Source organism: Pseudooceanicola antarcticus, from assembly GCF_900215355.1.
Classification (GTDB): domain Bacteria; phylum Pseudomonadota; class Alphaproteobacteria; order Rhodobacterales; family Rhodobacteraceae; genus Pseudooceanicola; species Pseudooceanicola antarcticus.
This window is the reverse complement of sequence record NZ_OBEA01000004.1, coordinates 168,470-193,969: the sequence shown is the minus strand read 5'-3', so window position 1 is coordinate 193,969 and position 25,500 is coordinate 168,470. Positions and strand designations below refer to the sequence as shown.

The following is a 25,500-nucleotide window of genomic DNA, read 5'->3' as shown; positions in this document are numbered from 1 at the left end:
GGATCAGCCCCCAAGAACGCCCAGAGAGGCGTTGACATACATGCCCCAGAAGGCCGTCACCAGCACCGCCAGCATGCCGATGGCCTGGATGGCCAGGCGCAGCCCGCGCAGGCGGGAATAGATCTGGGCCATGGTCAGCTCCTGCCCGGCAATCCGCCGCGCGGTGCGCACCGACAACAGCCAGACCAGGCTCATCGGGAAGCCGATGAGCAACAGCGCCTGGCAGAACTCGACCCAGTAGAAGAAGCCCAGGATGCCCAGCACGGTCAGCACGAAGCTGAGCACGCCGACCACGATCACCCCGGCATTGTCCGCGATATAGAGCATCCGGCCGGCGTTGATCCGCACCAGCTCGCGCAGGTCGGCCTCGACCTGGCCGCCCTTGCGATGCGCCCGCATCACCATGTCAAAGGGCACGCCCATGACGAAATGGCTGGCCGAAGACCAGACGACAGCCAGCGCAATCCAGAACCAGAGGTTGGAGAAGGAACGCAGGTCGATCAGTTCGAAAATCGTGGCCATGCCGCTCACGGGGCGTTGTCCTTTCCGTCCGATCCTTCCGCTCCTGCCCGATATAGCCTCCGCATCGGCGATTGCCCACCCCCTCGAAAGCCCGCGCCGTGAAAGCCCCCTCCATTGAGGCCCGTGCCGCGAACGCCCGCCCCGCCTGAGGCGCGCGCACCAAGGCCGCATCGTCGCAGCCCCGCCCATGGGCGGCGGAAAGGCTTGAGCCCGGCTGCCGATCCGTGGCACCTCTCGGTCAACAGCCACCCCGGAGCACCCGCATGCAGCCGATCCACGCCCCCTTCCCCGCCACCCGCCTGCGCCGCACCCGCAGCTCCTCTGCGATCCGCGACCTGGTGCAGGAACACCGCGTCTCGGCGGCGGACATGATCTGGCCGGTCTTCATCTGCGAGGGCCATGGCGTCGAACAGCCGGTGCCCTCGATGCCCGGCGTCCTGCGGCGCTCGGTCGACAAGGTGGCCGAGGCGGCCTCGGAGGCCTATGACCTGGGCATCCCCGCCATCTGCCTCTTCCCCTATACGCCCGACGAGGGCCGCACCGCCGATGCCGCCGAGGCCTGGAACCCCGACAACCTGTCAAACCGCGCCACCCGCGCCATCAAGGCCGCCTGCCCCGAGATGCTGGTGATGACCGACGTGGCGCTTGATCCCTATTCCGACACCGGCCAGGACGGCTACGTGGTGGATGGCGAGATCGTCAACGACGAGACCGTGGCCGCGCTCGTCAAGCAGGCGGTCAGCCAGGCCGAGGCGGGCGCCGACATCATCGGGCCCTCGGACATGATGGACCACCGGATCGGCGCCATCCGCGATGCGCTCGAGGCGGGCGGGCATCGCAACGTGATGATCCTCTCCTATGCGGCGAAATATGCCTCGGCCTTCTATGGGCCCTTCCGTGACGCGGTCGGCGCCTCGGGGGCGCTGAAGGGCGACAAGAAGACCTACCAGATGAACCCCGGCAACTCGGACGAGGCCCTGCGGCTGGTCGCCCGCGATCTTTCCGAGGGGGCCGACATGGTGATGGTCAAGCCCGGCATGCCCTATCTCGACATCTGCCGCCGGGTGAAGGACCAATTCGGCGTGCCGACCTTCGCCTACCAGGTCTCGGGCGAATACGCGATGATCATGGCGGCGGCGCAGAACGGCTGGATCGACGAGGAGCGCGCCATGGTTGAAAGCCTGCTGGCCTTCAAGCGCGCCGGCTGTGACGGGGTGCTCAGCTACTTCGCCCCCGCGCTTGCCCGCCTGACCGGCGGCGCCTGAGTGGAAACCCGCCCTTTTCGAGGGGCGGGTGATCAACACTTGGTGACAGCCCTGCCGGGCAACGCTATGAATGGTGCCATAACAAGCCGGGACACCCGGCAGAGGCAGCATCCATAGGGCTCCGCGTGTCGAAGACGCGTCGTGAGCCGGGCAGAAGGGCAGAGACATGACCCAATTCACGCGACGCGCGTTCACCTTTTCCGCGCTGGCCGCCGTGCCGGCGCTCAGCGCCTGTTCGGGCAATGGCTACAACAACAACGGCGGCGCCACGATCGACGCCCGCGTCGACGCCACCCTGGCGCAGATGTATTCGCAGTTCCCGCAGACCCGCGACCTGGCCCAGAAGAGCGCCGGCATGCTGGTCATGCCGCTGCTGACCGAGGCCGGTTTCGGCATCGGCGGCGGCTACGGCCGCGGCGCCCTGCGCGTCGGTGGCGCGACGGTCGACTACTATTCGGCCACCCGCGCCAATATCGGCATCCAGATCGGCGCCCAGCAATATGCCCATGTGCTGTTCTTCATGACCGAGCAAGCGCTGCAGGATTTCCGCATCAACGACGGCTGGGCCGCCGGTGCCGATGCCGAGGTGGTCTTCTCGAACCTCGGAGAGACCATCCGCGCCGAGACCACCACCGCACTGGCCCCCGTGGTCGCGGTGATCTTCGCCCAGGCGGGCCTGAAGCTGGGCGCGACCATCGAAGGCCTGAAGTATTCGCGCATCATTCCCTGAGAGGCGTGAGAGCCGAACCATTCAAGGGGCGCCTTCGGGCGCCCCTTTCTCATTCCGCCCCCTTCAACAGTACCGCAGCTCACCCACCACGTTGCGCCATTCCCCTGCCCCCAGCATCTTCCTGTGTGCGAAGCGGACCGAGTGCAGCGGGCCCTCGATTTCCTCCTGCCAGAACTCGATGAAGGCGAAGAGCTTGGGGTGGTCCGGGGCCAGGTCGTACTCCTGCCAGATGAAGCTCTGCAGCACGTTCTGGTAGTCCGGCAGACGGTAGAAGATCTCGGCCGTGGTCAGCCCGTATCCGCGCAGCATCAGCTCGGTTTCACGCATGCGTCTCTCTCCTTTTCCAGCACCTGTGGAAAAAGCTTCGCTCGCGAGAATTAAAAATCAACAAAAACAGTATGTTGGCAGCCGCTTGGGCTGGCTGCCAAAAGCCTGTCCCGGCAAGGATTGCACCCCAGATAAAGGCGGTGCTATAGTTGAGCCAACAAGATATAGAACCGCGCGAAGGCAGGCTTCATATAGTGACCGATACCCCGGAAATCCCTGAAAACGAACAGGAAAATCCCCCCGCTCCGCTCAGCGGCCCGTCGATCTCGATCGCCGATGAAATGCGGTCTTCCTATCTCGACTATGCCATGTCGGTCATCGTCAGCCGGGCGATCCCGGATCTGCGCGATGGCCTGAAACCTGTGCACCGTCGGATCCTCTTTGCCATGCACGAGGTCGGCAACACCCACGACAAGGCCTACCGCAAGTCGGCACGCCCCGTGGGCGACGTGATGGGCAAGTACCACCCGCACGGCGACAGCGCGATCTACGACGCGCTGGCCCGGATGGCGCAGGACTTCTCGATGTCGCTGCCGCTGCTGGACGGCCAGGGCAACTTCGGCTCCATGGACGGGGACAAGCCCGCGGCCATGCGTTACACCGAGGTGCGCATGGACAAGCCGGCCGCCTACATGCTGTCGGATATCGACAAGGATACGGTCGACTTCCAGGACAACTACGACGGCAAGGACCGCGAACCCTCGGTCCTCCCCGTGCGCTTCCCCAACATGCTGGTCAACGGTGCGGGCGGTATCGCCGTCGGCATGGCGACCAACATCCCGCCGCACAACCTGGGCGAAGTCATCGACGCCACCCTAGCCCTGATCGAGGACCCGGACCTGTCGACCGAGGAACTGATCCAGTACGTGCCGGGCCCCGACTTCCCGACCGGCGGCGTGCTGCTTGGCCGCTCCGGTGCGCGCAAGGCCTACCTCGAGGGCCGTGGCAGCTGCATCATCCGCGCCAAGACCCACGTGGAAGAGCTGCGCAAGGACCGCTACGCCATCGTCGTGGACGAGATCCCCTACCAGGTGAACAAGTCCGCGATGATCGAGAAGATCGCCGAGCAGGTCCGCGACAAGAAGATCGAGGGCGTGGCCCACGTCCAGGACGAATCCGACCGCGAAGGCGTGCGCGTGGTGGTCGAGCTGAAGCGCGATGCCACCCCCGACGTGGTGCTGAACCAGCTCTTCCGCTTCACGCCCATGCAGACCTCCTTCGGCTGCAACATGCTGGCGCTGAACGGCGGCAAGCCCGAGACCCTGACCCTTTACGGTTTCCTGTCGAACTTCGTCGACTTCCGCGAAGACGTGGTGGCGCGCCGCACCGCCTACCTGCTGCGCAAGGCGCGTGAGCGGGCCCATATCCTTTGCGGCCTGGCCGTCGCCGTCTCGAACGTGGACGAAGTCGTGGCCACCATCCGTGCCTCTGCCGATGCCGCCGAGGCGCGCGAGAAGCTGATGACCCGCAAGTGGCCGGCCGAAGAGATCGCGCCCTACATCCGTCTGATCGACGATCCGACCCACAAGATGAACGAGGACGGCACCTACAACCTGTCCGAAACCCAGGCCCGCGCCATCCTGGAGCTGCGCCTGCAGCGCCTGACCCAGATCGGCGTGAAAGAGGTGACGGACGAGCTGCAGGAGCTGGCGGGCAAGATCAAGGAATACCTGGAAATCCTGGGCTCGCGCGAGCGGATCATGCAGATCATCTCGGACGAGCTGCGCGAGGTGAAGGAGCTCTTCGCCGTGCCGCGTCGCACCGAGATCGTCGACTGGTCCGGCGACATGGAAGACGAGGACCTGATCGAGCGCGAGGACATGGTCGTCACGGTCACCGCCGGTGGCTACATCAAGCGCACCCCGCTGGCCGACTTCCGCGCCCAGAAGCGCGGCGGCAAGGGGCTTTCGGGCGGGGCGATGAAGGATGATGACGCGGTCACCAGCCTGTTTGTCGCCAATACCCATACCCAGCTGCTGTTCTTCACCACCGAGGGCATGGTCTACAAGATGAAGACCTGGCGTCTGCCGCTTGGCGGACGGACCTCGAAGGGCAAGGCGGTGGTGAACATCCTGCCGATCCCGACCGGCGTCTCGATCGCGGCCATCATGCCCGTCGACCGCCCGGAAGAGGAATGGGCCGACCTGCAGATCGTCTTCGCCACCTCGGCCGGCGATGTGCGCCGCAATGCGCTGTCGGACTTCACCAACGTGATGCGCAACGGCAAGATCGCCATGGACCTGCCGGAAGGCGTCAGCCTGGTGAACGCCCGCATCGCCTCGGAAGAGGAAGACGTGATGCTGGTCACCGCCTCGGGCCGCGCGATCCGCTTCCCGACCACGGCCGTGCGCGTCTTCAAGGGCCGCAAGTCCACCGGCGTGCGGGGCATTCGCCTGTCCGAGAACGACGCCGTCGTCTCGATGTCGGTCATCCGTCACTTCGAGGCCACCTCGGACGAACGCGCCACCTACCTCAAGATGCGCCGCCTGATGGCCGGCGTCACCGAAGAGGCCGAGTCCGACGAGGAAGAGGGCAACGCCGACAGCCTGCTGTCGCAGGAACGCTACGCCGAGATGTCGGCGGCAGAGAACCTGCTGCTGACCATCACAGAGGGCGGCTCGGGCAAGCTCAGCTCCTCGCATGACTATCCTGTACGCGGTCGGGGTGGCATGGGGGTCACGGCGATGGATAAAGCGATGCGCGGTGGCGCAATTGTTGCCTCCTTCCCCGTGGATATGGATGATCAAATCATGCTCGCTACGTCGCGCGGACAATCCATCCGCGTGCCCGTCGACGGAATTTCCTTCCGTTCCCGTAGCGCAGGCGGTGTACGTGTGTTTAATACCGGTGCAGAGGAACAAGTCGTCTCCGTCGCTCGCATTGTCGACCAGGGCGACGAGGAAGACAGCGAGGGCGCAACCGACTGAAAGGTCGGGCGCTCTCTGCCTGGGGGCAGAAGGCTTTGAAGAACTGGGACGATCTCCGCTATCTCGTCGCCGTCCACAAGACGGGGTCGATGAGCGCCGCGGCAAGGTTGCTGGATACCAATCCGGCAACCGTGTCCCGCCGCCTCGCCCGCCTGTCAGAGACCCTGGGCTTCGATCTCTTCCTCAAGACCCCGCAGGGCTGGACCTCGAACGAGGCCGTCGGTGAGCTGATCGAGACGATCACCACCTTCGAGAACGAGATCTCCTCCTACCTCAATGCCCGCGACAGCCTGGACGAAGAGGTCTCGGGTCATGTGAACGTCGGGTGCTCGCCCTCGATCATCAACTACGTGCTGTTTCCGGGGCTGAACGAGTTCCTGACCAAGAACAGCAACCTCAGCCTGTCGTTCACCAACAACTTCTACCAGGATGCGCTCGGCGACAGCGACATGTTCATCTCTGCGGTGCGCCCGCAGCAGGGCCGCCTGGTCGTGCGCTTCATCGGCAAATACGCCACCAACGTCTATTGCTATCCCGACAGTCCGCGCAGCGGGCAATGGATCGGGCTGCAGCCGATGCATGATCGCTATCCGCCGCAGCAGCACGCACGCACCATCATGGGCGGACGCGACCCCTCGGTCCGGCTCGAGACCCTGATGGATACGACCAATGCAGTCCGCACCACCCGATTCCCCGGAATCATGCCTGTGGTCGCCGCCAAGACAGATCCCGAGCTGGTTCTCTACGATTCCGACAGCCGGCCGCTGCATACGCCGCTCTATCTGTGCTTCCACGAGACCCGCCGCAAGGACCCGCTGCTACAGCTCGTCGCGGACTGGATCACCGAGCGTTTCAGCACATCCGAGAACGTCTGACCTCTTGCAGTAATGCAACCACAGGTATGCGACAGACACGTATTGTACGCGTCGTTCTCTACTCCCATAATAAACTCCAATGATTGATCAAAGAAACGGTAATCAGTTTCGTGTAACCAGTAACCCATTGGATTTCATATTCATTCCGCGTGCTGTCGGGGCGGCCCCTCGGCGTTCTTCCTTCGGCAAACGGTTCTGAGGTCCCTCGAAAGCCCCTCTACGCGCCTGTTCAGCGGCGGATGTCAATCTCCGCAGGAGCTTTCACCAAAGGCTTGACGCTTCTACCCCGTCAAACCCTTCACTGGGCCGGCAGGAACAGCCGGCCCACTTTCTTTTCGGCAACAGCGCAACGGCGACATACGGTAGCATATCTTTACATTTGCGGCTCCGAGACCAATTAAAGGGAGATTATCTCCTCCCGGACCGTCCCGGAGGTGGCCTCTGGCCACCGCTCACAGACACTCCCGCGCCGCCCAAGAAAGCCAAAGCCATGCCGAAGCACCTTCTCAAACTCTCCTATCTCCTGTTCGCCATGGGGCTCGGCCTCTCTGCCGCTCCGGCCTCGGCCCAGCTCGTTCTCGACGGCGGCGTCAAGGTCGAGCTCGCCCATAACGATGGCTCCGGGGTCAACACCAAGCACATCGCAGGCTCTTTCTCCGGGCTGGTCTACAATGACATCGGCCTGCAGCTGGATCTCAGCGTCGGCAAGCACGAGCAGTTCACCTCGACCCAGCCCGCCGCGACGCTGCACCTCTACCATGCCGCCACCGAGAGCCTGACCTATGGTGTCTTCCTCAGCGCCGAGGACCGCCGTCCGGGGAATTCCTATTTCTACGGCGCCGAGATCGCCTATGCCTCCAACGGTTTCGGCATCGAGGCCTTCGCCGCCTACCGCGATGATATCTCTTCCTCCACCGATGGCACCCGCTACGGGATCGACGTCAGCTATCGCCCCGATGACAGCAAGTGGACCTTCTTCGGCGGCGCGCGGGCCGATGACGGCATGCCGCTGGAACAGACCTACGCCTTCCTCGGCGCCAGCTACGAGATCCGCGATGGCGTCAACCTGGGCCTGACCGCCGGGCGCAACGACGACGGCGACACCATCGCCTCCGCCATGTTCACCCTGCAGTTCGGCCAGGGCAGCACCTTCCGCGCCCGCGACACGATGGAGCTCTTTCCGGGCAACCGCTCGCTGCTCCCCCTGAGCTGAGCCTTCCCGCACAGGACACCGAAAGGGCCGCCCCCGGAAGGGAGCGGCCCTTTTTCAATTCCGGCGCAGGCGCGGATCAGGCGCGGCGGAAGTGGCGATAGACCAGGTCGGCGGGATCGTTGCGCGGCGCCGCCGGGTCGAGCACGGCGCCCAGCCTATCGGCCAGGCGTCGCGAGCGGGTGTTTTCGGCATCCACGTAGCTGACCAGGGTCTCCAGACCGCGTCGGTCGCGGGCCCAGTCTCGCAGGGCGGCCGCCGCCTCGAAGGCGATGCCAAGGCCTTCCGCGCCGGGATAAACCATCCAGCCCAGCTCCCATTCGGGAAAGAGCGGGCCCGAGTTGATGCCGACACTGCCCAGCACCGCGCCCGTCGCGCGCTCTTCGATCATCAGCGAGCCTACGCCGAAGAGGCTCCATTGCGCGTGATCGGAACAGAAGATCCCCCAGGCCCCTTCGGTATCGAAGGGGCCGCCCATGTAGCGGGCCCGCTCGGAGGCCATGAAGGCACCATAGGCCGGCCAGTCTCCGGCCCGCATCGGGCGCAGCACCAGGCGCTCGGTGCCAAGGGTGGGGATCTCTTCTGCCATGGGCCCTGTCAGAGCCCGTAGAGATCGCTGAACTTGGTCTCGATGTAATCCAGCAGCGGCCCGGCCGAGGGGGCCTCGCCGCAGGCACGGGTGATGACCTCTTTCGGCTCGTAGAGCCCACCGTGACGCTGCACCTTCTCGCCCAGCCAGCTGGTGGCAGAGCTGGTCTCGCCCTTGGCCAGCGCCGCATCGAGATCCGGAAGGTCCTTGCGCATCGCCTGCGCCAGACAGCCGGCATAGACATTGCCCAGCGAATAGGTGGGGAAATAGCCGAAAAGACCCAGCGACCAATGCACGTCCTGCAGGCAGCCGAGCGAGGCACGCGGCACCGCATAGCCGAAATCGGCCTCGAACCGCTCGTTCCAGGCCGCTTCCAGGTCAGCCGCCTTCAGATCACCCGAGATCAGCGCGCGCTCCAGGTCGAAGCGCAGCATGATGTGCAGGTTGTACTGCAGCTCGTCCGCCTCGGTGCGGATGAAGTCCTTCTGCACCCGGTTCACCGCCGCGTAGAAGGCCTCGGGGCTGTCGACGCCGATATCGCCGAAGGCCTCGCGCATCTGCTCGTAGATCCAGCCGGTGAAGGCCCTCGAGCGGCCAAGCTGGTTCTCGTAGATCCGGCTCTGGCTTTCATGCACCCCCATCGACACCCCCTGCCCCAGCGAGGTCAGCAGATAGCCCTGGTCGATGTTCTGCTCGTAGCAGGCATGGCCCACCTCGTGGATGGTCGAATAGAAACAGTTGAAGGGATCTTCCGGGTTGGTGCGGGTGGTGATGCGCACGTCATTGCCCGAGCCCGAGCTGAAGGGATGCACCGCCTTGTCGATCCGGCCCCGGTTCAGGTCATAGCCGAAGGCCAGCGCCAGGCGCGAGGCAAAGGCCATCTGCTCGGCATCGGGGAAAGAGCCCTTCAGCCCCGCCGGCGCGGGCTTCTCCAGCACCTTGCCGCGCAGCTCGACCAGGCGCGGGCGCATCTCGTCGAACATGGCGCCGAGCTCGGCCGCGGTGGCGCCGGGCTCGTAGTCATCGGCCAGCGCGTCATAGAGATCCCCGCCTTGCGAAAGCGCCTGGGCCTCCTGCTGGCGCAGCTCGATGACGCGGGCCAGCACCGGGGCGAAGGCGGCGAAATCGTCCTTGGCGCGCGCCTCGGCCCATTGGCCCTGCGCGACCGAGGTGACGCGGGCGATCTCGGCCGAGAGCGCCGCCGGCAGCTTCGAGGCCCGGTCGAAGCTGCGCCGGATATGGCGCAGCTTGGCCGTATCGGCCTCGGTCATCTCGCTGCCTTCGCAGGCGGCAAGCCAGTCGCCGACGCGCGGATCGGTGCGGCGCGCATGCAGGACCTGCTCCATCGCGGCCATTTCCTCGGCGCGCTGCTCGGCGGCGCCACGGGGCATCACGGTTTCCTGGTCCCAACCGAGACGGCCGGCGACCTGGCCCAGGGCCTCGGTGTCCTTCTGGAAGGCAAGAAGATCGGCAAGCGGGGTATTGGTCATGTCTCAGCCTCGGACGCTGGTGGAAACGGGATAGGCGGCGGCGAAACGGGCGCGCAGGATCAGCACCCACAGCAGCACGGCGACAACCTGGTGGGTGATCGCCACATGCAGATGCGCGGCGGTCATCACGGCGGCGATGCCCAGGGCGATCTGCCCCCAGAGCGCGATATAGGCCGCGGTGAAGGCGCGGCGCGTCGCCTTGTTGGCACTGCGCCGGCCGCGCAGGAAGACCACGGTACCGAAGATCAGCAGCAGGTAGCCCGACATGCGGTGGATGAACTGCACCAGCCCGGGGTTTTCCAGGAAGTTGCGCCATAGCGGTTCGATATCAAAGGCATAGGGCGGGAAGAACTGCCCGCCCATGGTCGGCCAGTCGGTGTAGGAGCGCCCGGCATCGATCCCCGCCACAAGCGCGCCCAGCAGGATCTGCAGGAAGGCGAAATGCATCCAGCCGGTGGCCAGGGAGAAGGCCTTGGCCTCACGCGCCCGGCGCGCCTGCATCAGGTCCCGCTCTTCCCGGCTCAGCTCGAAGATGTACCAGGCCAGCAGGCCAAGGATGATGAAGGCCAGCCCCAGGTGCGTTGCCAGCCGGTAGGAGGCCACGCTCAGCATGCCCTCGCCGAGGCCGGAATGCACCATCCACCAGCCGATCGCCCCCTGCAGGCCACCAAGCGCGCCGACGACGAAGGCCTTCCCCTTCCAGCCGGGCGGGATCTTGCCCGCCGCAAGGAAGCCAAAGAAGCCAATCGCCCAGACCAGGCCGATGACACGGCCCAGCTGACGGTGGCTCCATTCCCACCAGTAGATCTGCTTGAAATCGGCAAGCGCCATCCAGGAGTTCATCTCGGTGAACTGCGGGATCTGCTGGTAGAGCGCGAACTCGGCCTCCCAGTCCGCCTGGTTGAGCGGCGGCAGCGCGCCCGTGATGGGCTTCCACTCGGTGATCGAAAGGCCGCTGTCGGTCAGACGGGTCATGCCGCCGACGATGATCATCGCCGCGACCATGAGAAAGAGCAGGACCATCCAGATCCTGACCGCCCCGCGAGAGCCCCGCTTGGCGGCGTCGATCCCCCCGGCCCGCGTCTCGGGACGGGTGTCGCTACCCACCTCTTCAAAGATGCTGCGTTTCTCGCTCATGAGGCCCTCATCTGGCTGTGCTCGGCCAGCGGAACCTAGTCCTCGACAGGGACAGGGGCAAGTCAGTCGCCGCGTTCCTTCCAGCGGACCATCTGACGCAGGATGCCATGCAGCATCTGCACGTCCGAGCGCGTCATCGCCATGCGGGACCAGAAGTTGCGCAGCACCAGCTTCATGCCCTCGGCCTTGGTCTCGGGGAAGAAGAAGCCCGCCTCTTCAAGCCGTCCCTCGTAGTGATCGGCCAGCTTCTCGATCTCGACCTGGCTGGCCCAGTCGGCCCCGGCCATCTCCATGCGCTCGGGTTCGACATCCACGGCGCCACGACGCCACTCATAGGCGGTCAGCAGCACGCATTGCGCCAGGTTGAGAGAGGCGAACTCGGGGTTCACCGGCACGTTGATGATCGCATTGGCCTTGGCGATATCGTCGTTTTCCAGGCCCGCGCGCTCCGGGCCGAAGAGCACGGCGACCCTCTCGCCGGCGGCGATCTTCTCGCGCGCCATCTCCATGGCCCGCTCGGGCGTCACCACGGGCTTGGTCAGCCCCCGCGCCCGCGCGGTGGTGGCGAAGACAAAGGTGCAATCCTCGAGCGCGCCGGCGGTATCCTCGGCCAGCACCGCCTCGTCCAGCAGCCGCCCCGCCCCCGAGGCCAGCGCCACGGCACGCTGGTTCGGCCAGCCGTCGCGCGGCGCCACCAGGCGCATCCGGTCCAGCCCGAAATTCCACATCGCCCGCGCAGCACCGCCGATGTTTTCCCCCATCTGGGGGCGGACGAGAACGAAGACAGGCTGGGACATTGGATACCTCGGACAGTGAAAGCCCTCTCCTAGCCGCGCCGGCGCGCCCTGTCGAGGCCCGGACCGCCCGCCGCAACCGGACGATGCCTCCGGCGGGAGTATTTCAGGCCTTGTGATGATGCGGGACAATGCCCCTCCGGGCGGCCTCCTTTCCAGCCGGGAGCGTGGCACGCCCCTGAAGGAGACGGAGGGCACCCGGAGGGCTCCACCTGCCGCATCACCAGGCTGGAAGTACTCCGGGGGTGAATTGAGCCCGGAGGGCTCAAGAGGGGGCAGCGCCCCCTGCGCCCTGTCGAACCTGCGCACCGTCAGGTTGAAAGGTTCGATGCCGCGCGGCTGACACCGCCAAAGCAAGGGGCGCTGCAAACAGCGGCAAGGCTGGGCCCCCTGGCCCCGCAATCCCTTGGCAAGCCGGGCCCTTCCGCGCTATAGCAGCCTGAAATTCAAGAGGATCGCATGTCCCAGGAAGAGCAGCCGCAGATCTACCTGATCTCCCCGCCCGAGTTCGATCTCATGGCCTTCCCCGAGCAGCTGGCCGCCGTGCTGGATGCCCGGGAAGTCGCCTGTGTGCGCCTGGCCCTGGCCAGCCATGACGAGGACCGCATCTGCCGCGCCGCCGACGCGCTGCGCGAGGTGACCACGCCGCGCGACGTGGCGCTGGTGATCGACCGGCACTTCCTGCTGGCCGAACGGCTTGGGCTGGACGGGGTGCACCTTGATGACGGCGCGCGCTCGGTGCGCAAGGCGCGCAAGGCGCTCGGGCCCGATGCCATCGTCGGCGCCTATGCCGGGGCTTCGCGCCATGAGGGCATGAACGCCGGGGAAGCCGGCAGCGACTACGTAGCCTTCGGCCCCATGGGCCCCTCCTCGCTTGAGGATGGCGAGACCGCCGCCTTCGAGATCTTCGAGTGGTGGTCGCAGATGATCGAGATCCCCTGCGTCGCCGAAGGCGGCCTGACCCAGGAGCTGGTCACCAAGCTGGCCCCGGTCACCGACTTCTTCGGCGTCGGAGCAGAGATCTGGGACAACGAAGATCCCGTCGGCGCGCTTGCGGCCCTCACCTCGGGCTTCTGAGAGGCCCCGTAGGGCGGGTTTTCAACCCGCCTTTCGCGCCTAACCCGCCTGTTGCCAATCCCAGGGCATGCCCTCGCGCACCCGGCGCTCGCATTCGGCCGCCAGCGCCTTGCGGTCGGGGAAATCGGCCACCCGCAGCGGCGGGTGGTAGATCACCTCGACCCCGCCCTGGGGCCGCGCGGCCATGACTTTCAGGAAGTTGCCGCCGAACTCCATGTCGCCCCACCATCCGTATAACCGCGCCGGCGCGCCCTCGGGCGCCCTGTAGAGCAGCGTCACGGGTTGCACCTGGAATAGGGGGTCCAGACCCTTGTCCAGGAAGACCGCGAAGAGACTGGTCTTGAACGGCAGCACCCGCTTGCCATCGGTCGAGGTGCCCTCGGGGAAGACCATCAGCCGCTGACCCGCTGCCAGCCGCTCGCGCAGCTGATCCTGCTGCCGCTTCGCCTCGCCGCGCTTGCGGTCAATGAAGACGGTGCCCGCCGCGCGGGCCAGGTGGCCGATGCCGGGCCAGTTGCGGACCTCGGATTTCGACACGAAGAACACCGGACCCGGTGCAGAGAGGCTGAAGATGTCCAGCCAGGAGACATGGTTCGAGACCATGGCCCCGGCGCCCTTCATCGGCTTGCCCGTCACCTTCAGCCGCATGCCGGCGCAGCGGAAGAACATCCGGCAGACCAGGTGCTGGAAGACCGGCGTCACCGGGCGGCGCAGGCCGCAGAGCGGGGCCTCGACCATGCGCACCAGCAGCAGTGCGGCCAGGCTGACCAGCAGGATCAGCGCCAGCGGCAGCAGGCGCAGCACCGCCCGCAGCTTGTCGGCGGTACCGAGGTGGACGGGATCGGGCGGCTCGGGCGAATTCCAGGTGGTGGTCATCTCAGCCCTCGCGCCGGAACAGCTTGCTCTGCTTCTCGTTGAGCAGCGCAGTATCCAGGATCAGGCAGACATCCGTGGTGTTGAAGGCGTGATCGACGAAGGCCCCCTCGCCGATGAAACCGCCAAGCTTCAGGTAGCCCTTGATCAGCGGCGGCACGGCGCGCATCGCGGCCACCCGGTCGAGCTTCTCTTCGGGCACCAGGTCCATCGGCTGGAAGGCCTCTGCGCGGGCCCGCACCCGCACCGGCTCGGGCGCCAGGTGGCGGGCGTGCAGCACCGAGAGCGGCGCGGCCAGCGCCTCGATATCCGTGCCGTGGAAAGAGGCGGTGCCGAAGAGCAGCTCGATCCCGCGCTCGGTCACGTAATCGGCCAGGGCGGCCCACATGAGCATCATCCCCGCCCCGCCCCGGTAATCCGCATGCAGGCAGGAGCGGCCAAGCTCCAGCAGCTTGCGCCCCGAGGTGGTGAGCTTGGTCAGGTCGTATTCATCGGCCGAGTAGAACTGGCCGACCTTCTCGGCGGCCTCGCCGGTCAGCAGACGGTAGACGCCCACCACCTGCGCCTCCAGCCCGCCGGGGCGGGCGTGGTCGATCAGCAGCAGGTGGTCGAAATAGGGGTCGAAACGGTCCTGCTCCAGCTGTTGCTCATGGTCGACCATGGCACCGCCGCCGCCCAGTTCCTCGACGAAGACCCTGTAGCGCAGATGTTGCGCGGCGCGCAGATCCGCCGCGTCCCGCGCCAGCCGGGTCTCGAACTGAGGCGCCTGTCGGGCCGGGCCCGAGAGATTCGGGTGGTCTGGTCTGTGGCCGGTGCCGGTCATCGAGAGATTGCGCGTCCTGTAAGCAGAAACTCCGGCAGTCCCACGCCGGAAGGCCGACGCCCCCGCGCCGGTAGCGCGGTTTTAGGCAACGAGGCCCGGTGAAGCAAGAAGCGCGGTCCCGGAGAGATTAGGAATTTGGTTGCAACGACAAGTTGTCTTAACCTTTCGGTTACCATTGAAGGGTTCAGTGATCGAAGACCGGGATCAGGTCGATCCTGGAGCCATCAATGACGACCTTGCCGGCCTCGGGGAAGTTCACCGTGATCCGGCCGGCGATATTCGACTGGACCTGGCCCAGCCCCCAATCCGGTTGCAGGGGATGGCGCACCATCATTCCGGGTTCCAGCAGGTTGTTTAAATCGCTCATCCAAGGCCTCGTGGCTGGGGGTGGGTGTCATGTTACAGAGTAAGGGGTCACATCAGTGCAGACCACGCATCTTCTCGCATCTCTCATCGGATCACGCATCTGTCACGATCTGATCTCACCTGTCGGTGCGATCCAGAACGGGTTGGAGCTCCTGTCACTCGAAGGCGCCGTGCGCGGCCCCGAGATGATGCTGATCTCCGACTCGGTCTCGGCGGCCTCCGCCAAGATCCGCTTCATGCGCATCGCCTTCGGCATGGCCGGCCAGGGCCAGAAGATCGGCCGGACCGAGGTCGCCTCGGTGCTGGAGGATCTCAGCCAGTCGAGCCGCATCACCTATGACTGGACGCCCACGGGCGATTTCGACCGCGGCCAGATCCAGGAGGTCTTCCTGGCCCTGCTCTGCATCGAAAGCGCCATGCCCCATGGCGGGGTGATCTCGGTCACCCGTGCCGATCTGCCGGGCAAGACATGGGAGGTCTCGGGCCCCGCCCTTGCCGCCCGCCCCGACCCGCAGCTCTGGGAGGTGATCCAGGGCCGTGCTGATGGCACCGCCATAGCGCCCGCCCATGTGCAATTCGCCCTGCTGCCCGCCCTGGTCGCCGAGCGGCATGAGAGCATCGATCTTCTGGTCACGGAGGACAGCCTGACCCTGCGCTTCTGAGGCGGCAGAGAGCGCTGTCCGGCGCGGCAGGAGCCTGCGTTCCAGAGCCTGCCGTCCCAAGGCGCGCGGCTGGCCGATCCGGGCCTGCGGCGACGGGCCTGCGGCCCCCTCTTCGTGACATGCAAACGGCGCGGCCCGGGGGCCACGCCGTTCACCCTGTTGCCGTCCCCGGATCAGGCGCGGGTCGTACCGTCGCCCACCACCAGGTACTTGAAGCTGGTCAGCTGCTCGGCCCCCACGGGGCCGCGCGCATGCATCTTGCCCGTGGCAATGCCGATCTCGGCTCCCATGCCGAACTCGCCACCATCGGCGAACTGGGTCGAGGCGTTCCACATCAGGATCGCGGAATCGATGCGCTGGAAGAAGCGCTCGGCCACGCTGGCATCCTCGGTCACCACGCCCTCGGTGTGGCTCGAGGAATACTGACGGATATGTGCGATCGCCTCATCCACGTCGGCCACCACCTTGGCGGCGACGATGCTGTCCAGGTATTCCTTGCCCCAGTCCTCTTCCGTGGCCGCGACCACGCCGGGGATCTGCGCCAGCGTCTTGTCGCCGCGCACCTCGACGCCCTTGTCCACCAGCGCGCGCAACACGCCCTGGCCGATGGTCTTCACCACGTCTTCGTGGATCAGCAGGCATTCCACGGCGCCGCAGATGCCGGTGCGCCGGGTCTTGGCGTTCAGCACCACGTCCAGCGCCTTCTGCGGATCGGCGGCCTTGTCGATGTAGATATGCACGATGCCCTCGAGGTGGGCAAAGACCGGCACCCGCGCCTCGCGCTGCACGAGACCCACGAGGCCCTTGCCCCCGCGCGGCACGATAACGTCGATGTAGTCGACCGCCTTCAGCATCGCGCTGACCGCCTCGCGGTCGCGGGTCGGCACCAGCTGGATCGCCGCCTCGGGCAGACCCGCAGAGCGCAGGCCCTCTAGCAGGCAGGCGTGAATGGCGCGCGAGCTGTGGAAGCTCTCCGAGCCGCCGCGCAGGATCACCGCATTGCCTGCCTTGAGGCAGAGCGCACCCGCATCGGCGGTCACATTGGGGCGGCTTTCATAGATCACGCCGATCACGCCCAGGGGCGTGCGCACGCGGCGGATCTTCAGTCCCGTGGGCTGTTCCCATTCGGCGATGACTTCTCCGACCGGGTCCTTCTGCTCGGCGATGGCACGCAGGCTGTCGACGATGCCGCGGATGCGCTCCTCGTCCAGCTTCAGCCGGTCCATCATCGCCGGGCTCAGGCCCTTCTCGGTGCCATAGGCCAGGTCCTGCTCGTTCGCCGCGATGATCTCGCGGCGGGCGGACCACACCGCCTCGGCGGCGCCGATCAGCGCCGCATGCTTGCGCTCGGCGCTGGCAAAGGCCAGCTCGGCAGAGGCGGCCTTGGCGGCGGCCCCGATGCCGTTCATCATTTCTTCAATGCTCTGGTCTTGGTTTGTCTGGGCGTCTTTCATCCCGGTCTCCTCTCGCGCGGGCGGCGGCCTCCCTCAGCCTAGCCTGCCCGCTGGATCATGGCCATGTCATCCCGGTGCACAAGGGCCGCACGGCCCGGATAGCCCAGGAGTTCCTCGATCTCGCGGCTCTGGTGACCTGCCAGCGCCCGCGCCTCTTCGGCGGTATAGCGCGTCAGGCCCTGCCCCAGAACCGCCCCCGATGGGCCAAGGATTTCGACCGGTTCGCCCCGGCCGAAGCTGCCCTCCACGCCCGTGACCCCCGCCGGCAACAGCGAGCGTCCCTTCTCCAGCGCCGCAACGGCGCCCTGATCGACGATGATCCGACCCTGCGGCTTCATCGAGACAATCCAGCCCTTGCGCGCCGCAGAGGGATCGCCATGAGCGCTGAACCAGGTCGCCGCGGCGCCGGTTTCCAGCGCCATCAGCGGGTTGCCGCGCGATCCCAGGGTGATCGCCATGGCGCAGCCCGCGCCGGTGGCGGTCTTGGCGGCCATCAGCTTGGTCTTCATGCCGCCCTTCGACAGGCCGGAGCCCGCGTCGCCCGCCATGGCCTCGATCTCGGGGGTGATGCGCTCGACCAGGTCGAAACGGCGCGCCTCCGGGTCGGCATGGGGGTTGGCGGTATAAAGCCCGTCGACATCCGACAGCAGCACCAGGCAATCAGCGCCCACGGTCACGGCGACCTGGGCCGCCAGCCGGTCGTTGTCGCCATAGCGGATCTCGTCGGTGGCGACGGTGTCGTTCTCGTTGACGATGGGCACGGCGCCGAAGCCCAGCAGGGTCTCCAGCGTGTTGCGAGAGTTCAAGTAGCGGCGGCGGTTGGCGCTGTCTTCCAGCGTCACCAGCACCTGCGCCACCTTGATGCCATGCTGGCCGAGCCCGCCCTGGTAGGCGGCGGCCAGGCCGATCTGACCGACCGCCGCGGCGGCCTGCGCCTGTTCCAGCGGCAGCGCGCCAAGGCCCAGACCCAGCACCCCGCGCCCGAGCGCGATCGAGCCCGAAGAGACCAGCACCACCTCGGTGCCGCCCGCCTTCAGGGCTGCCACGTCATCGCAGAGCGATTGCAGCCAGTCGCGGCGCAGCTCGCCGGTTGCGGCATCGACCAGAAGGGCCGAGCCGATCTTCACCACGAGGCGCCGGGCGCCTTTCAGAGAAGGTCTCAGGGCTGCCACGCGCTCTCTTCCTCATCACCGCCGTCTTCCTTCTTGCGGCGCAGGCGGTCGTCGTCGATCTGCGCGCGCAGGGCCCGCAGCACCTCTGTCGTGCCCTCGCCCGAGGCGCCGGACATGTACATGACGGGGCCGCCGGTCACCTCTTCGAGGAATTCGCGCTGCATCTCGCGCAGCTCGTCATCCAGGGCATCGACCTTGTTCAGCACGGTGATGCGCGGCTTGTCGGCCAGGCCCTCGCCATAGGCCTCGAGCTCTCCGATGATGGTCTCGTAATCCTCGGCCACCTCGTTGGCGGTGCCGTCCACAAGGTGCAGCAGCACGGCGCAGCGCTCCACGTGGCCCAGGAACAGGTCGCCCAGGCCGCGGCCCTCCGAGGCGCCCTCGATCAGGCCGGGGATGTCGGCGACGACGAATTCCACGCCATCCACGCCGACCACGCCCAGATTGGGGTGCAGCGTGGTGAAGGGGTAATCGGCAACCTTGGGCCGCGCGTTCGAGGTCGCGGCCAGGAAGGTCGACTTGCCCGCATTGGGCAGACCCAGCAGGCCCACGTCGGCAATCAGCTTCAGGCGCAGCCAGATGGTGCGCTCGACCGCGTCCTGGCCCGGGTTGGCCCGGCGCGGCGCCTGGTTGGTCGAGGTCTTGAAATGGGCGTTGCCGAAACCGCCATTGCCGCCCTTGGCCAGCACGAAGCGCTGGCCGACCTCGGTCAGGTCGGCGATCACGGTCTCTTCGTCCTCTTCGAGGATCTCGGTGCCGACGGGCACGCGCAGGATGATGTCTTCCCCATCCCGGCCGGTCGACAGGCGGCCCATGCCGCCCTGCCCGTTCTGGGCGAAGAAGTGCTGCTGGTAGCGGAAGTCGATGAGGGTATTCAGCCCCTCGACCGCGACGGCGATCACATCGCCTCCGCGGCCACCATTGCCGCCGTCGGGGCCACCGTATTCGATGAACTTCTCGCGCCGGAACGAGATACACCCGTTCCCGCCCGCGCCCGAACGAATATAGACCTTTGCGAGATCGAGGAACTTCATGACTTTATCCCTGCCGCAAAGGTCGCTTAACTCAGGCGGACCGGCGGCTCAATCGAGTTTTCTGATATAGGTCCAGGTGGGCACCTTTGCCCCCCTTGCGACCGAATAGGCTTCGGCATCGCCAACATAGCCGAAACCGGACTTTGTCAGCACCCGGGCAGCGCCGGGATTGTCCTGGAACACCGAGGCAAAGAAGCTGCGGTCCCCCAGCGGGTTTGCCGCCACCAGCGCCTGAACGGCGGCCGAGGCGACGTTGGAATTCCACCAGCTTGGCGCGACCCAGTAGCCGATCTCGCTCTGCTCGCCGTCCATGCGCTTCAGGCTGATGACGCCCTTCAGCTCTGCACCACCGGCGCGGCTGCTGTCGATGGCCCAGATCACTTCCCGCGGCGAGGGCTGCAGGGCCCGCGCGATGAAGCTCTCGGTCGAGCCCGGTGGCAGCGGATGCGGAATCGAGGTGGTCATCTTGGCCAGCCGCTCGTCCGCCGCGTATAGATCAATCAGACCGCTGTCGGAATAGCGCAGCGGGCGCAGGTCCAGCTCGTCGCCCGGAACGGTCGGCTGATCATAGGCCGGCGCATCCTGCTTGGCCGAGGCCGCCAGGATGGCGCCACTGCGGGACTTGATCGGGTCTTTGATACTCGCGTCGCTCATTGGAGGTGCTCCTCTCAGGGGGTCTGGGACCCCTCACCACCGAAACGGCTAAGGGGACCGGCTGGCTGCCGATCCCCTTTTTCTCATGCGCGAATGAAGGTCGGCTTACTCGGCGGCTTCTGCCACTGGCAGCACCGAGATGAAGGTCCGGCCCTTGAGGCCCTTGTGGAACTTCACGTTGCCGTCGACGGTTGCGAAGATCGTGTGATCCTTGCCCATGCCGACGCCTTCACCGGGGTACCACTTGGTGCCGCGCTGACGTGCCACGATGTTGCCGGCGATGACTTGCTCACCACCGAATTTCTTGATGCCGAGGCGGCGACCGGCAGAGTCGCGACCGTTGCGGGAAGAACCGCCAGCCTTTTTGTGTGCCATCTTGCGTGTCTCCTGTTAACGGGGCCCTTACTGGGCCAGTTCCTTGGCTTGCTCGACCCAGCCTTCGCGCTGGATACGACCCTTGAACGACAGCTCTTCATCGAACTTCTCGATGTCGGCTTCGGTCCAGGCGGCGATCTGGGCGAAGGAGGTGATGCCGGCGGCAACCAGCTTCTTCTCCAGCGCCGGGCCAACGCCCGAAAGCTTCTTCAGGTCGTCTGCACCCTCGGCCTTGGCGGCCTTCGGAGCAGCGGCTTTCTTCTCGGCCTTCTTCTCGGTCTTCGGAGCGGCAGCAGCAACGGCTGCGCCCGAGATCGAGCCGGCACCGACGGCTGCCTTGACACCGGACTTGTCGCCACCTTCGGCGAGGATCTCGGTGATCTTCAGCAGGGTCAGCTGCTGGCGGTGGCCCTTGGTGCGCTTCGAGCTGTGCTTACGGCGGCGCTTGACGAAGTTGATGACCTTGTCGCCCTTGACCTGATCAATGATCTCGGCCTGGACGGCAGCGCCGGCCACGAAGGGGGCGCCCACGGTCACGCTGTCGCCACCCAGCATGAGAATCTCGTTGAATTGGACTTTTTCACCGGCATCGGCTGCCAGCTTTTCGACGCGCAGCAGGTCACCAGACTGGACCTTGTACTGCTTGCCGCCGGTTTTCAGAACCGCAAACATGTGCTCTTCCTTTACTTCTGACGCGTCCTGCGGCCCCCTGACGGGTGTTCATGACCTGGTGGTCGCCGGTGAACTGCGCGCCCTGTCCTGGGCGAAATTGAAACGCCCGGCGAAGCGCGGAGGCCTGCCGGGATGGCGGGCTTATCATCGCAGCGAGGCATCTTGTCAAGCCGGAACTTCCCGGTTTTCCCAGCCGCAGAGGGCTTTGCGCCAAGGCTCCTGTCCGGCCCGCCCCGCCGTAGCACCGGCAGGTCCCGGTGCCTAGAGCTCCTCGCTCGAGTTCGCCCCCACCATCAGCGCCGCGGCGGCCTCGAAACGATCGGCCATCACCTCGTATTGCACGGCGTTCATCAGCTCGTAGACGCGCTGCATGTCGGGATCTTCCAGCGCCTCGGCATAGGCGTCGATCTCTTCGGTGGAGAAGTCCTCGTAGGTCAGCGCCGCGCTGGCCATGCCGGCCTCGATACCGTCATCGGCGGCCATCTCGCGAAACTGCCCGGTGATCAGCGCGCGCAGCTCGTCGTCGCCGACGCTGAGCTCGATCACCCCGGCATTGCGCGCCGCGATCATGAAGCGGCTCTGCACCTCGGCCATGGCGAGCGCACCATCGCTGGTCTCATCCAGCGCCGAGATCAGCCGCTCCAGCGCCGACAGCCGCGCGATGTCCCGTGCTGCCATCACTTCTGCCAGGGCCGCCTCGGCCTTCTCGCCTCGCTCGGCATCGGTCGAAAGATGCGAGGCGTTCTCGACCTCGACCAGCCGCTGCCCCAGGTCAGAGCCGTAGAACTCCTGCGCCGTGGCCATTTCCTTCTCGGTCAGCGTGGCCGAAAGCATGTCCAGCGCCAGGTCCTGGATCGGATCGTTGCGGAAGACACGGGCCGCCATCACGTCCCAAAGCGTGCGGAAGCCGCGATCCTCGATGCCCAGCATGGCGGGCCCGTTGTCGGCGCTCTGCACGATGCTTTCCAGCGCCGCGTCGAAGCCGGTGACCTTCAGAAAGTCCCGCGCCTCTTCCCGAGTCGCGCTCTGTCCGGGCAGCACGCCCGACAGCAGCAGCGCCAGCGCGGTCAGCAGCACCATCCCCAGGGGGCGCAGGTCCGGCAGGGGGCGGCTCTGCGCGCGGGCCCGTGCGGACGCGGGCGCACAGTCGCGGTGACGTGGCGTCAGGGCGGGTCGGGACGGTCTCATACGGTCTCTCCTCATGTCTTTATCCAGATTGAAGGACGCGGCGCCCGAATATCAAGGGGCTTCGCGCTCACAACCCCGCGCGCATGGCCTGCACGGGGCCTCAGCGGGGGCCTTTCCGGCGCACTGCGCCGCCCTGCCCCGCGGCACCCGCGACAATCCGCTGAGCCTGCCTTTCGACATTTCCTGCATCTTGCGGTGAAAACCCCTCTTGAACCCTCTCGCGTTTCTCTTTAGACGGCCCTCCACGACCCCCGCGGAGAGGTGCCGGAGTGGTCGAACGGGGCGGTCTCGAAAACCGTTGATCCTTCACGGGATCCCAGGGTTCGAATCCCTGTCTCTCCGCCACTTACCTTGGTAAGTCGCTGCTTTCACACACAGCTTTATGGCATTTGGGGGTTCCACACCCCCAGCCTGCCCCATGATGGCCCTGCGCCTTCTGCACGCGTCTGTCTCGATTCCCGGTCAGCTTGCAGGATTTCAGGAAGTGCTGCGCCTTGTGTCAGGCCACCAGCCACGCGATTGGCTCACGCCTCGGGCATGGTGAGTTTCCAACCAGCTGCAGGCCAGAAACGACGCCCGGCTCCTGCCGGCCCTTGGCGGACCTCCGTGGCGACCGCGGCAAAGGTCGGCCCATGGCCCATGGCGCAGGTTTCGGCGTCGCGGCACCAGATGAATCACAAGCACTGTAGGAGCTTTGCCTTGAACCGAAGGTTTGTACTGCTGACGGGATGTTCCGGCGGCGGGAAATCAACTTTGTTGCAGGCCCTGAGCGAGCGCGGCTTTGCCACGGTCCAGGAGCCTGGCCGACGCATCGTGGCAGAACAGCTGGCGGGAGCAGGCGATGCCCTGCCATGGGTCGATATGAAAGCCTTCGCACGGCGGGCCATCGAGGTCGCCCTGTCCGACCTGGAGGCTGCGCAATCTGTTGATGATATCGTGTTCTTCGACCGTGGCTTGATCGACGCCGCCGTTGCCTTGGCGCACGCAGGCGGCCCGACGATAGAGCAGACACTCGGAGAGACCCTCGTCTACGAGAGGCGGGTCTTCATTGTCCCGCCATGGCGGCAGCTCTTTGCTGCAGACGCCGAACGCAGGCACGGTTTCGATGCTGCCGTGCAGGAACACCATCGAATTGAAAAGGCTTTGGAGACTCTCGGCTATTTGCCAACAGAGCTGCCCAAGGTGGCGGTTCAAGAGCGGGCCGAATTCGTGCTGAAAGACTGCGGAGTGCTCTGAGACAGAGGTCCGCCCCGTCCGCGCAGCCTTTCCTGCGCAGCCTCGGCGCTCGTCCGCTCCTCCCGTTCAGCGCGCCTCCCCCTCCGGCCCATTCCCTGCGCATGTCCCTCATGCCGCGGGCCTTGCCGCGTCCTTCGCCGCCGGCCGCGCCAGGGGTTCGGGCGGCGGATCGCCGTGCAGCCTGGCCAGTTCGCACCATTGCTGGTGATAGCGCAGCACCTTGGCGAACCTGGGATCCAGGTGCTGCTGGTAGCCCGGCGGCGGCGGCGCGCCGTGAAGGCGGGCGTAAAGCTGGTCATGCAACAGATGCGCCTCGATATCGGAAGGGTTGAGGGCGCGGGCGCGGGCCGCATGATCCAGCGCCAGGTAGGGGTTGCCATGCGCCCGCGCCCGCTGGCCGAGGCGCAGGTGCAGGATGGCGCGGCCGTAGAAGCCCTTCGGCAGGGTCTCGATGAAAGCCTCGACGCGGGCGGCGGAGAGGCGTTTTTCCTCGAAGAGATAGAGCACCGCGCCCAGGTCGGGATAGCGCGAAAGCTCGCCCAGGATCGGTTTCAGCACCTCTGCCAGGCGTCCCTCGAGCAGCGGGTCGACTACCCCCTGCATGCCGCCCATATGCGCCGACACCACCGCCGCCACCTGGTGATAGCCATTGCGGACGGTCAGCAGGCGGTTGCGGGGCACCTCGCTGGTGCAGAAGAAATCCGCCGCGTTCCGCTCTCCGGTGATGACCGTGTAGTCGAGCGCCGGGTCGGCCAGCAGGCGTGACAGGCCCGGTGGCAGCCCCTCGGCCTGGCTGAAGCGGATGAAGGCGCCGCCGGCGAGGCCCGCGTAGGTCTCGGGCGACATGGCCAGGATGCGCGCGCCGGGGATCGCCTGGCCGAGGATCAGAGCGCCATAGGCCCCCATCGAGCCGCCGATCACCACCACCTCGTCATAGCCCGCCGCAAGTTCGCAGAGATAGCGCTGCGTCGCCGCCAGCGAGGGCGCCCCGTCTCCAAGCGGCACCCCGTTGAAATACCAGCCATTCTCGGGGCTGTTCAGCAACAGCAGGTCATGGTCCGGCCCCTCGAGCACCTTGAAGTAGTCGAACCGGCGCGGAGGCTTGCCGACCGCCGAGACGCCGATCACCAGCCGCCGCGCGCCACGGCGCATCAGCAGGGCGTAGTCGGAAAGCCATTGCCGCTCTGCCATGCCAAGCGCCCTCCTAAACCGCTGCCGCCAGCATCCACTCATGCGGAGTGCCCTCCAGCCGGGCGGCGACCTGGGCGTAATTGCCCAGGATCTGGCTCAGCGGTTCGGGGTTCATCTTGCGATGCGAAGGGGCACGGGGGACCTCCTCGCAGCCCATCACCCGGCCGGCCAGGGCGCGCGTCGCCTCGGCGAAATTGCCATTGGCGGCGAACATCTCTTCGTAGATCAGCTCATGGGCGTTGGAGAGCGGCATCAGCATCCTCTGGATCGCCCGATCCATGGCAATCAGCCGCTCGATCTCGGGCAGCAGCGCCTCGACCGGCAGCTCGATCATGGGCTTCTCCTCTTCGACCTCGCCGGCGGCGGCGAACCACTTGCCCGAGGCATTGAGCAGCGCCTCCGAGACGATCAGGCGCAGCTTGTTGCGGCGGATGATCTGGATGATCGGGCTGTCGCGCTTGTCGATGAACTCGACCAGGAAGGGCCGCGCGCCGGTGACATCCTCCGAGACGGGGATCAGGTTCAGGCCCCAGTATTTCAGGTCGAGCAGCAGCTTGCGCCCGCGCGCCTCGCCGCGCAGCTCTTCGATGTAATCGGCAAAGAGCCTCTGGTGGCGGATCGGCCAGACCCATTTCGGGTCCTCCGCCACGCGCCGGGCCACGTAGCCGTAGAAGCCGCGCTCGGCCTCCAGCTTGGCGCTCATGATCTCGTGGCAGTTCAGCCCGCCGCAGCGTTCCAGCAGGTCGCGGAAGACCGTGGTGCCGCTGCGGTGGCGCCCCAGCAGGAAGATCAGGTCGGTCTGGGCCATCGGCCTCTCCTTTCATCGCGGAAATTGGCGGAACCTGCGCGCCAGCTCA

26 protein-coding genes and 1 tRNA gene are annotated in these 25,500 nt (G+C 66.3%); 9 read left to right on the top strand and 18 right to left on the bottom strand.

Annotated elements, in window-relative coordinates; genetic code table 11:
* Positions 1-3 precede the first annotated feature (3 nt).
* Positions 4-522: a component of SufBCD complex gene (locus CRO50_RS11650; RefSeq protein ID WP_097146092.1), complete on the bottom strand. Its 519-nt coding sequence runs from the start codon at positions 520-522 to the stop codon at positions 4-6.
* Between the two features lie 263 nt (positions 523-785).
* On the opposite strand from CRO50_RS11650, the gene hemB reads away from it, so the two are divergent.
* Entirely contained in the window at positions 786-1,787 is a 1,002-nt protein-coding gene (gene hemB / locus CRO50_RS11645) for a porphobilinogen synthase (RefSeq protein ID WP_097146091.1), read from the top strand.
* A gap of 166 nt (positions 1,788-1,953) precedes the next feature.
* Complete coding sequence (locus tag CRO50_RS11640) at positions 1,954-2,517, top strand: lipid-binding SYLF domain-containing protein (protein WP_097146090.1); 564 nt, start codon at positions 1,954-1,956, stop codon at positions 2,515-2,517.
* A gap of 63 nt (positions 2,518-2,580) precedes the next feature.
* Here CRO50_RS11640 and CRO50_RS11635 read toward each other — a convergent pair whose 3' ends face one another.
* Complete coding sequence (locus tag CRO50_RS11635) at positions 2,581-2,844, bottom strand: usg protein (protein ID WP_097146089.1); 264 nt, start codon at positions 2,842-2,844, stop codon at positions 2,581-2,583.
* A gap of 194 nt (positions 2,845-3,038) precedes the next feature.
* Here CRO50_RS11635 and gyrA point away from each other — a divergent pair, with 194 nt between their 5' ends.
* The 3 genes from gyrA (at position 3,039) to CRO50_RS11620 (ending at position 7,859) form a co-directional block, all read left to right on the top strand.
* On the top strand, positions 3,039-5,771 hold the full coding sequence (gyrA, locus tag CRO50_RS11630; RefSeq protein ID WP_097146088.1) for a DNA gyrase subunit A: 2,733 nt from the start codon (positions 3,039-3,041) through the stop codon (positions 5,769-5,771).
* A 35-nt stretch (positions 5,772-5,806) separates the two neighbouring features.
* The gene (locus CRO50_RS11625) at positions 5,807-6,646 is read left to right on the top strand and encodes a LysR family transcriptional regulator (RefSeq protein WP_097146087.1); all 840 of its coding nucleotides are present in this window, start codon (positions 5,807-5,809) and stop codon (positions 6,644-6,646) included.
* Positions 6,647-7,136: 490 nt separating this feature from the next.
* On the top strand, positions 7,137-7,859 hold the full coding sequence (locus CRO50_RS11620; RefSeq protein WP_097146086.1) for a hypothetical protein: 723 nt from the start codon (positions 7,137-7,139) through the stop codon (positions 7,857-7,859).
* A gap of 76 nt (positions 7,860-7,935) precedes the next feature.
* On the opposite strand, the gene CRO50_RS11615 is transcribed toward CRO50_RS11620, so the two are convergent.
* From CRO50_RS11615 to CRO50_RS11600, 4 genes are all read right to left on the bottom strand, one after another.
* A complete protein-coding gene (locus tag CRO50_RS11615) occupies positions 7,936-8,445 on the bottom strand; it encodes a GNAT family N-acetyltransferase (RefSeq protein ID WP_097146085.1) in 510 nt (169 codons plus the stop codon).
* A gap of 8 nt (positions 8,446-8,453) precedes the next feature.
* Positions 8,454-9,935 (bottom strand): carboxypeptidase M32, encoded by a 1,482-nt coding sequence (locus CRO50_RS11610; protein ID WP_097146084.1) that lies wholly within the window; start codon positions 9,933-9,935, stop codon positions 8,454-8,456.
* Positions 9,936-9,938: 3 nt separating this feature from the next.
* The gene (gene ctaA, locus CRO50_RS11605; RefSeq protein ID WP_097146083.1) at positions 9,939-11,072 is read right to left on the bottom strand and encodes a heme A synthase; all 1,134 of its coding nucleotides are present in this window, start codon (positions 11,070-11,072) and stop codon (positions 9,939-9,941) included.
* A 62-nt stretch (positions 11,073-11,134) separates the two neighbouring features.
* Positions 11,135-11,869 carry an RNA methyltransferase gene (locus CRO50_RS11600; protein ID WP_097146082.1) on the bottom strand — a complete coding sequence of 245 codons (735 nt, stop codon included), beginning with the start codon at positions 11,867-11,869 and terminating at the stop codon, positions 11,135-11,137.
* Between the two features lie 456 nt (positions 11,870-12,325).
* On the opposite strand from CRO50_RS11600, the gene CRO50_RS11595 reads away from it, so the two are divergent.
* Entirely contained in the window at positions 12,326-12,943 is a 618-nt protein-coding gene (locus CRO50_RS11595) for a thiamine phosphate synthase (protein WP_097146081.1), read from the top strand.
* Positions 12,944-12,982: 39 nt separating this feature from the next.
* On the opposite strand, the gene olsA is transcribed toward CRO50_RS11595, so the two are convergent.
* The 3 genes from olsA to CRO50_RS11580 all read right to left on the bottom strand — a co-directional run bounded on the left by olsA (position 12,983) and on the right by CRO50_RS11580 (position 15,006).
* Positions 12,983-13,819 (bottom strand): lyso-ornithine lipid O-acyltransferase, encoded by an 837-nt coding sequence (olsA, locus tag CRO50_RS11590; RefSeq protein WP_097146080.1) that lies wholly within the window; start codon positions 13,817-13,819, stop codon positions 12,983-12,985.
* 1 nt (position 13,820) lies between these two features.
* Entirely contained in the window at positions 13,821-14,639 is an 819-nt protein-coding gene (gene olsB, locus CRO50_RS11585) for an L-ornithine N(alpha)-acyltransferase (protein ID WP_097146079.1), read from the bottom strand.
* A 184-nt stretch (positions 14,640-14,823) separates the two neighbouring features.
* Entirely contained in the window at positions 14,824-15,006 is a 183-nt protein-coding gene (locus CRO50_RS11580; protein ID WP_097146078.1) for a DUF3553 domain-containing protein, read from the bottom strand.
* A gap of 55 nt (positions 15,007-15,061) precedes the next feature.
* Here CRO50_RS11580 and CRO50_RS11575 point away from each other — a divergent pair, with 55 nt between their 5' ends.
* Positions 15,062-15,667: a histidine phosphotransferase family protein gene (locus CRO50_RS11575; RefSeq protein WP_097146077.1), complete on the top strand. Its 606-nt coding sequence runs from the start codon at positions 15,062-15,064 to the stop codon at positions 15,665-15,667.
* Positions 15,668-15,840: 173 nt separating this feature from the next.
* Here the strand turns inward: CRO50_RS11575 and CRO50_RS11570 are convergent, their stop codons facing one another.
* The 7 genes from CRO50_RS11570 to CRO50_RS11540 all read right to left on the bottom strand — a co-directional run bounded on the left by CRO50_RS11570 (position 15,841) and on the right by CRO50_RS11540 (position 22,216).
* Entirely contained in the window at positions 15,841-17,121 is a 1,281-nt protein-coding gene (locus CRO50_RS11570; RefSeq protein ID WP_097146076.1) for a glutamate-5-semialdehyde dehydrogenase, read from the bottom strand.
* 38 nt (positions 17,122-17,159) lie between these two features.
* Entirely contained in the window at positions 17,160-18,293 is a 1,134-nt protein-coding gene (gene proB / locus CRO50_RS11565; RefSeq protein WP_097146075.1) for a glutamate 5-kinase, read from the bottom strand.
* Positions 18,281-19,327 carry a GTPase ObgE gene (gene obgE / locus CRO50_RS11560; protein WP_097146074.1) on the bottom strand — a complete coding sequence of 349 codons (1,047 nt, stop codon included), beginning with the start codon at positions 19,325-19,327 and terminating at the stop codon, positions 18,281-18,283. Before obgE ends, proB begins: the two co-directional genes overlap by 13 nt.
* A gap of 48 nt (positions 19,328-19,375) precedes the next feature.
* Positions 19,376-19,981: a GNAT family N-acetyltransferase gene (locus CRO50_RS11555; RefSeq protein ID WP_097146073.1), complete on the bottom strand. Its 606-nt coding sequence runs from the start codon at positions 19,979-19,981 to the stop codon at positions 19,376-19,378.
* A 105-nt stretch (positions 19,982-20,086) separates the two neighbouring features.
* The gene (gene rpmA, locus CRO50_RS11550) at positions 20,087-20,356 is read right to left on the bottom strand and encodes a 50S ribosomal protein L27 (protein WP_097146072.1); all 270 of its coding nucleotides are present in this window, start codon (positions 20,354-20,356) and stop codon (positions 20,087-20,089) included.
* A gap of 27 nt (positions 20,357-20,383) precedes the next feature.
* A complete protein-coding gene (locus CRO50_RS11545; RefSeq protein ID WP_097146071.1) occupies positions 20,384-21,028 on the bottom strand; it encodes a 50S ribosomal protein L21 in 645 nt (214 codons plus the stop codon).
* A gap of 261 nt (positions 21,029-21,289) precedes the next feature.
* Positions 21,290-22,216 (bottom strand): DUF2059 domain-containing protein, encoded by a 927-nt coding sequence (locus CRO50_RS11540; protein WP_157791783.1) that lies wholly within the window; start codon positions 22,214-22,216, stop codon positions 21,290-21,292.
* 255 nt (positions 22,217-22,471) lie between these two features.
* Here CRO50_RS11540 and CRO50_RS11535 point away from each other — a divergent pair.
* Both CRO50_RS11535 and CRO50_RS11530 read left to right on the top strand, forming a co-directional pair.
* Positions 22,472-22,561 (top strand) — tRNA-Ser (locus tag CRO50_RS11535).
* 354 nt (positions 22,562-22,915) lie between these two features.
* On the top strand, positions 22,916-23,452 hold the full coding sequence (locus tag CRO50_RS11530; protein ID WP_218844984.1) for an AAA family ATPase: 537 nt from the start codon (positions 22,916-22,918) through the stop codon (positions 23,450-23,452).
* Positions 23,453-23,560: 108 nt separating this feature from the next.
* Here the strand turns inward: CRO50_RS11530 and CRO50_RS11525 are convergent, their stop codons facing one another.
* Positions 23,561-24,643, bottom strand: coding sequence for a hypothetical protein (locus CRO50_RS11525; protein WP_097146069.1), 1,083 nt, complete (start codon positions 24,641-24,643; stop codon positions 23,561-23,563).
* Positions 24,644-24,656: 13 nt separating this feature from the next.
* On the bottom strand, positions 24,657-25,451 hold the full coding sequence (locus CRO50_RS11520) for a hypothetical protein (protein ID WP_097146068.1): 795 nt from the start codon (positions 25,449-25,451) through the stop codon (positions 24,657-24,659).
* Between the last annotated feature and the right edge of the window lie 49 nt (positions 25,452-25,500).

Coding starts and splice junctions, on each gene's coding strand:
- CRO50_RS11595 (WP_097146081.1), top strand. CDS start 12,326: ATGTCCCAGGAAGAGCAGCCGCAGATCTACCTGATCTCCCCGCCCGAG.
- CRO50_RS11640 (WP_097146090.1), top strand. CDS start 1,954: ATGACCCAATTCACGCGACGCGCGTTCACCTTTTCCGCGCTGGCCGCC.
- CRO50_RS11650 (WP_097146092.1), bottom strand. CDS start 522: ATGGCCACGATTTTCGAACTGATCGACCTGCGTTCCTTCTCCAACCTC.
- CRO50_RS11620 (WP_097146086.1), top strand. CDS start 7,137: ATGCCGAAGCACCTTCTCAAACTCTCCTATCTCCTGTTCGCCATGGGG.
- olsA (WP_097146080.1), bottom strand. CDS start 13,819: ATGACCACCACCTGGAATTCGCCCGAGCCGCCCGATCCCGTCCACCTC.
- CRO50_RS11635 (WP_097146089.1), bottom strand. CDS start 2,844: ATGCGTGAAACCGAGCTGATGCTGCGCGGATACGGGCTGACCACGGCC.
- CRO50_RS11580 (WP_097146078.1), bottom strand. CDS start 15,006: ATGAGCGATTTAAACAACCTGCTGGAACCCGGAATGATGGTGCGCCAT.
- CRO50_RS11600 (WP_097146082.1), bottom strand. CDS start 11,869: ATGTCCCAGCCTGTCTTCGTTCTCGTCCGCCCCCAGATGGGGGAAAAC.
- CRO50_RS11540 (WP_157791783.1), bottom strand. CDS start 22,216: ATGAGACCGTCCCGACCCGCCCTGACGCCACGTCACCGCGACTGTGCG.
- CRO50_RS11525 (WP_097146069.1), bottom strand. CDS start 24,643: ATGGCAGAGCGGCAATGGCTTTCCGACTACGCCCTGCTGATGCGCCGT.
- CRO50_RS11555 (WP_097146073.1), bottom strand. CDS start 19,981: ATGAGCGACGCGAGTATCAAAGACCCGATCAAGTCCCGCAGTGGCGCC.
- CRO50_RS11610 (WP_097146084.1), bottom strand. CDS start 9,935: ATGACCAATACCCCGCTTGCCGATCTTCTTGCCTTCCAGAAGGACACC.
- olsB (WP_097146079.1), bottom strand. CDS start 14,639: ATGACCGGCACCGGCCACAGACCAGACCACCCGAATCTCTCGGGCCCG.
- CRO50_RS11545 (WP_097146071.1), bottom strand. CDS start 21,028: ATGTTTGCGGTTCTGAAAACCGGCGGCAAGCAGTACAAGGTCCAGTCT.
- CRO50_RS11520 (WP_097146068.1), bottom strand. CDS start 25,451: ATGGCCCAGACCGACCTGATCTTCCTGCTGGGGCGCCACCGCAGCGGC.
- CRO50_RS11615 (WP_097146085.1), bottom strand. CDS start 8,445: ATGGCAGAAGAGATCCCCACCCTTGGCACCGAGCGCCTGGTGCTGCGC.
- obgE (WP_097146074.1), bottom strand. CDS start 19,327: ATGAAGTTCCTCGATCTCGCAAAGGTCTATATTCGTTCGGGCGCGGGC.
- CRO50_RS11570 (WP_097146076.1), bottom strand. CDS start 17,121: ATGAAAGACGCCCAGACAAACCAAGACCAGAGCATTGAAGAAATGATG.
- ctaA (WP_097146083.1), bottom strand. CDS start 11,072: ATGAGCGAGAAACGCAGCATCTTTGAAGAGGTGGGTAGCGACACCCGT.
- hemB (WP_097146091.1), top strand. CDS start 786: ATGCAGCCGATCCACGCCCCCTTCCCCGCCACCCGCCTGCGCCGCACC.
- rpmA (WP_097146072.1), bottom strand. CDS start 20,356: ATGGCACACAAAAAGGCTGGCGGTTCTTCCCGCAACGGTCGCGACTCT.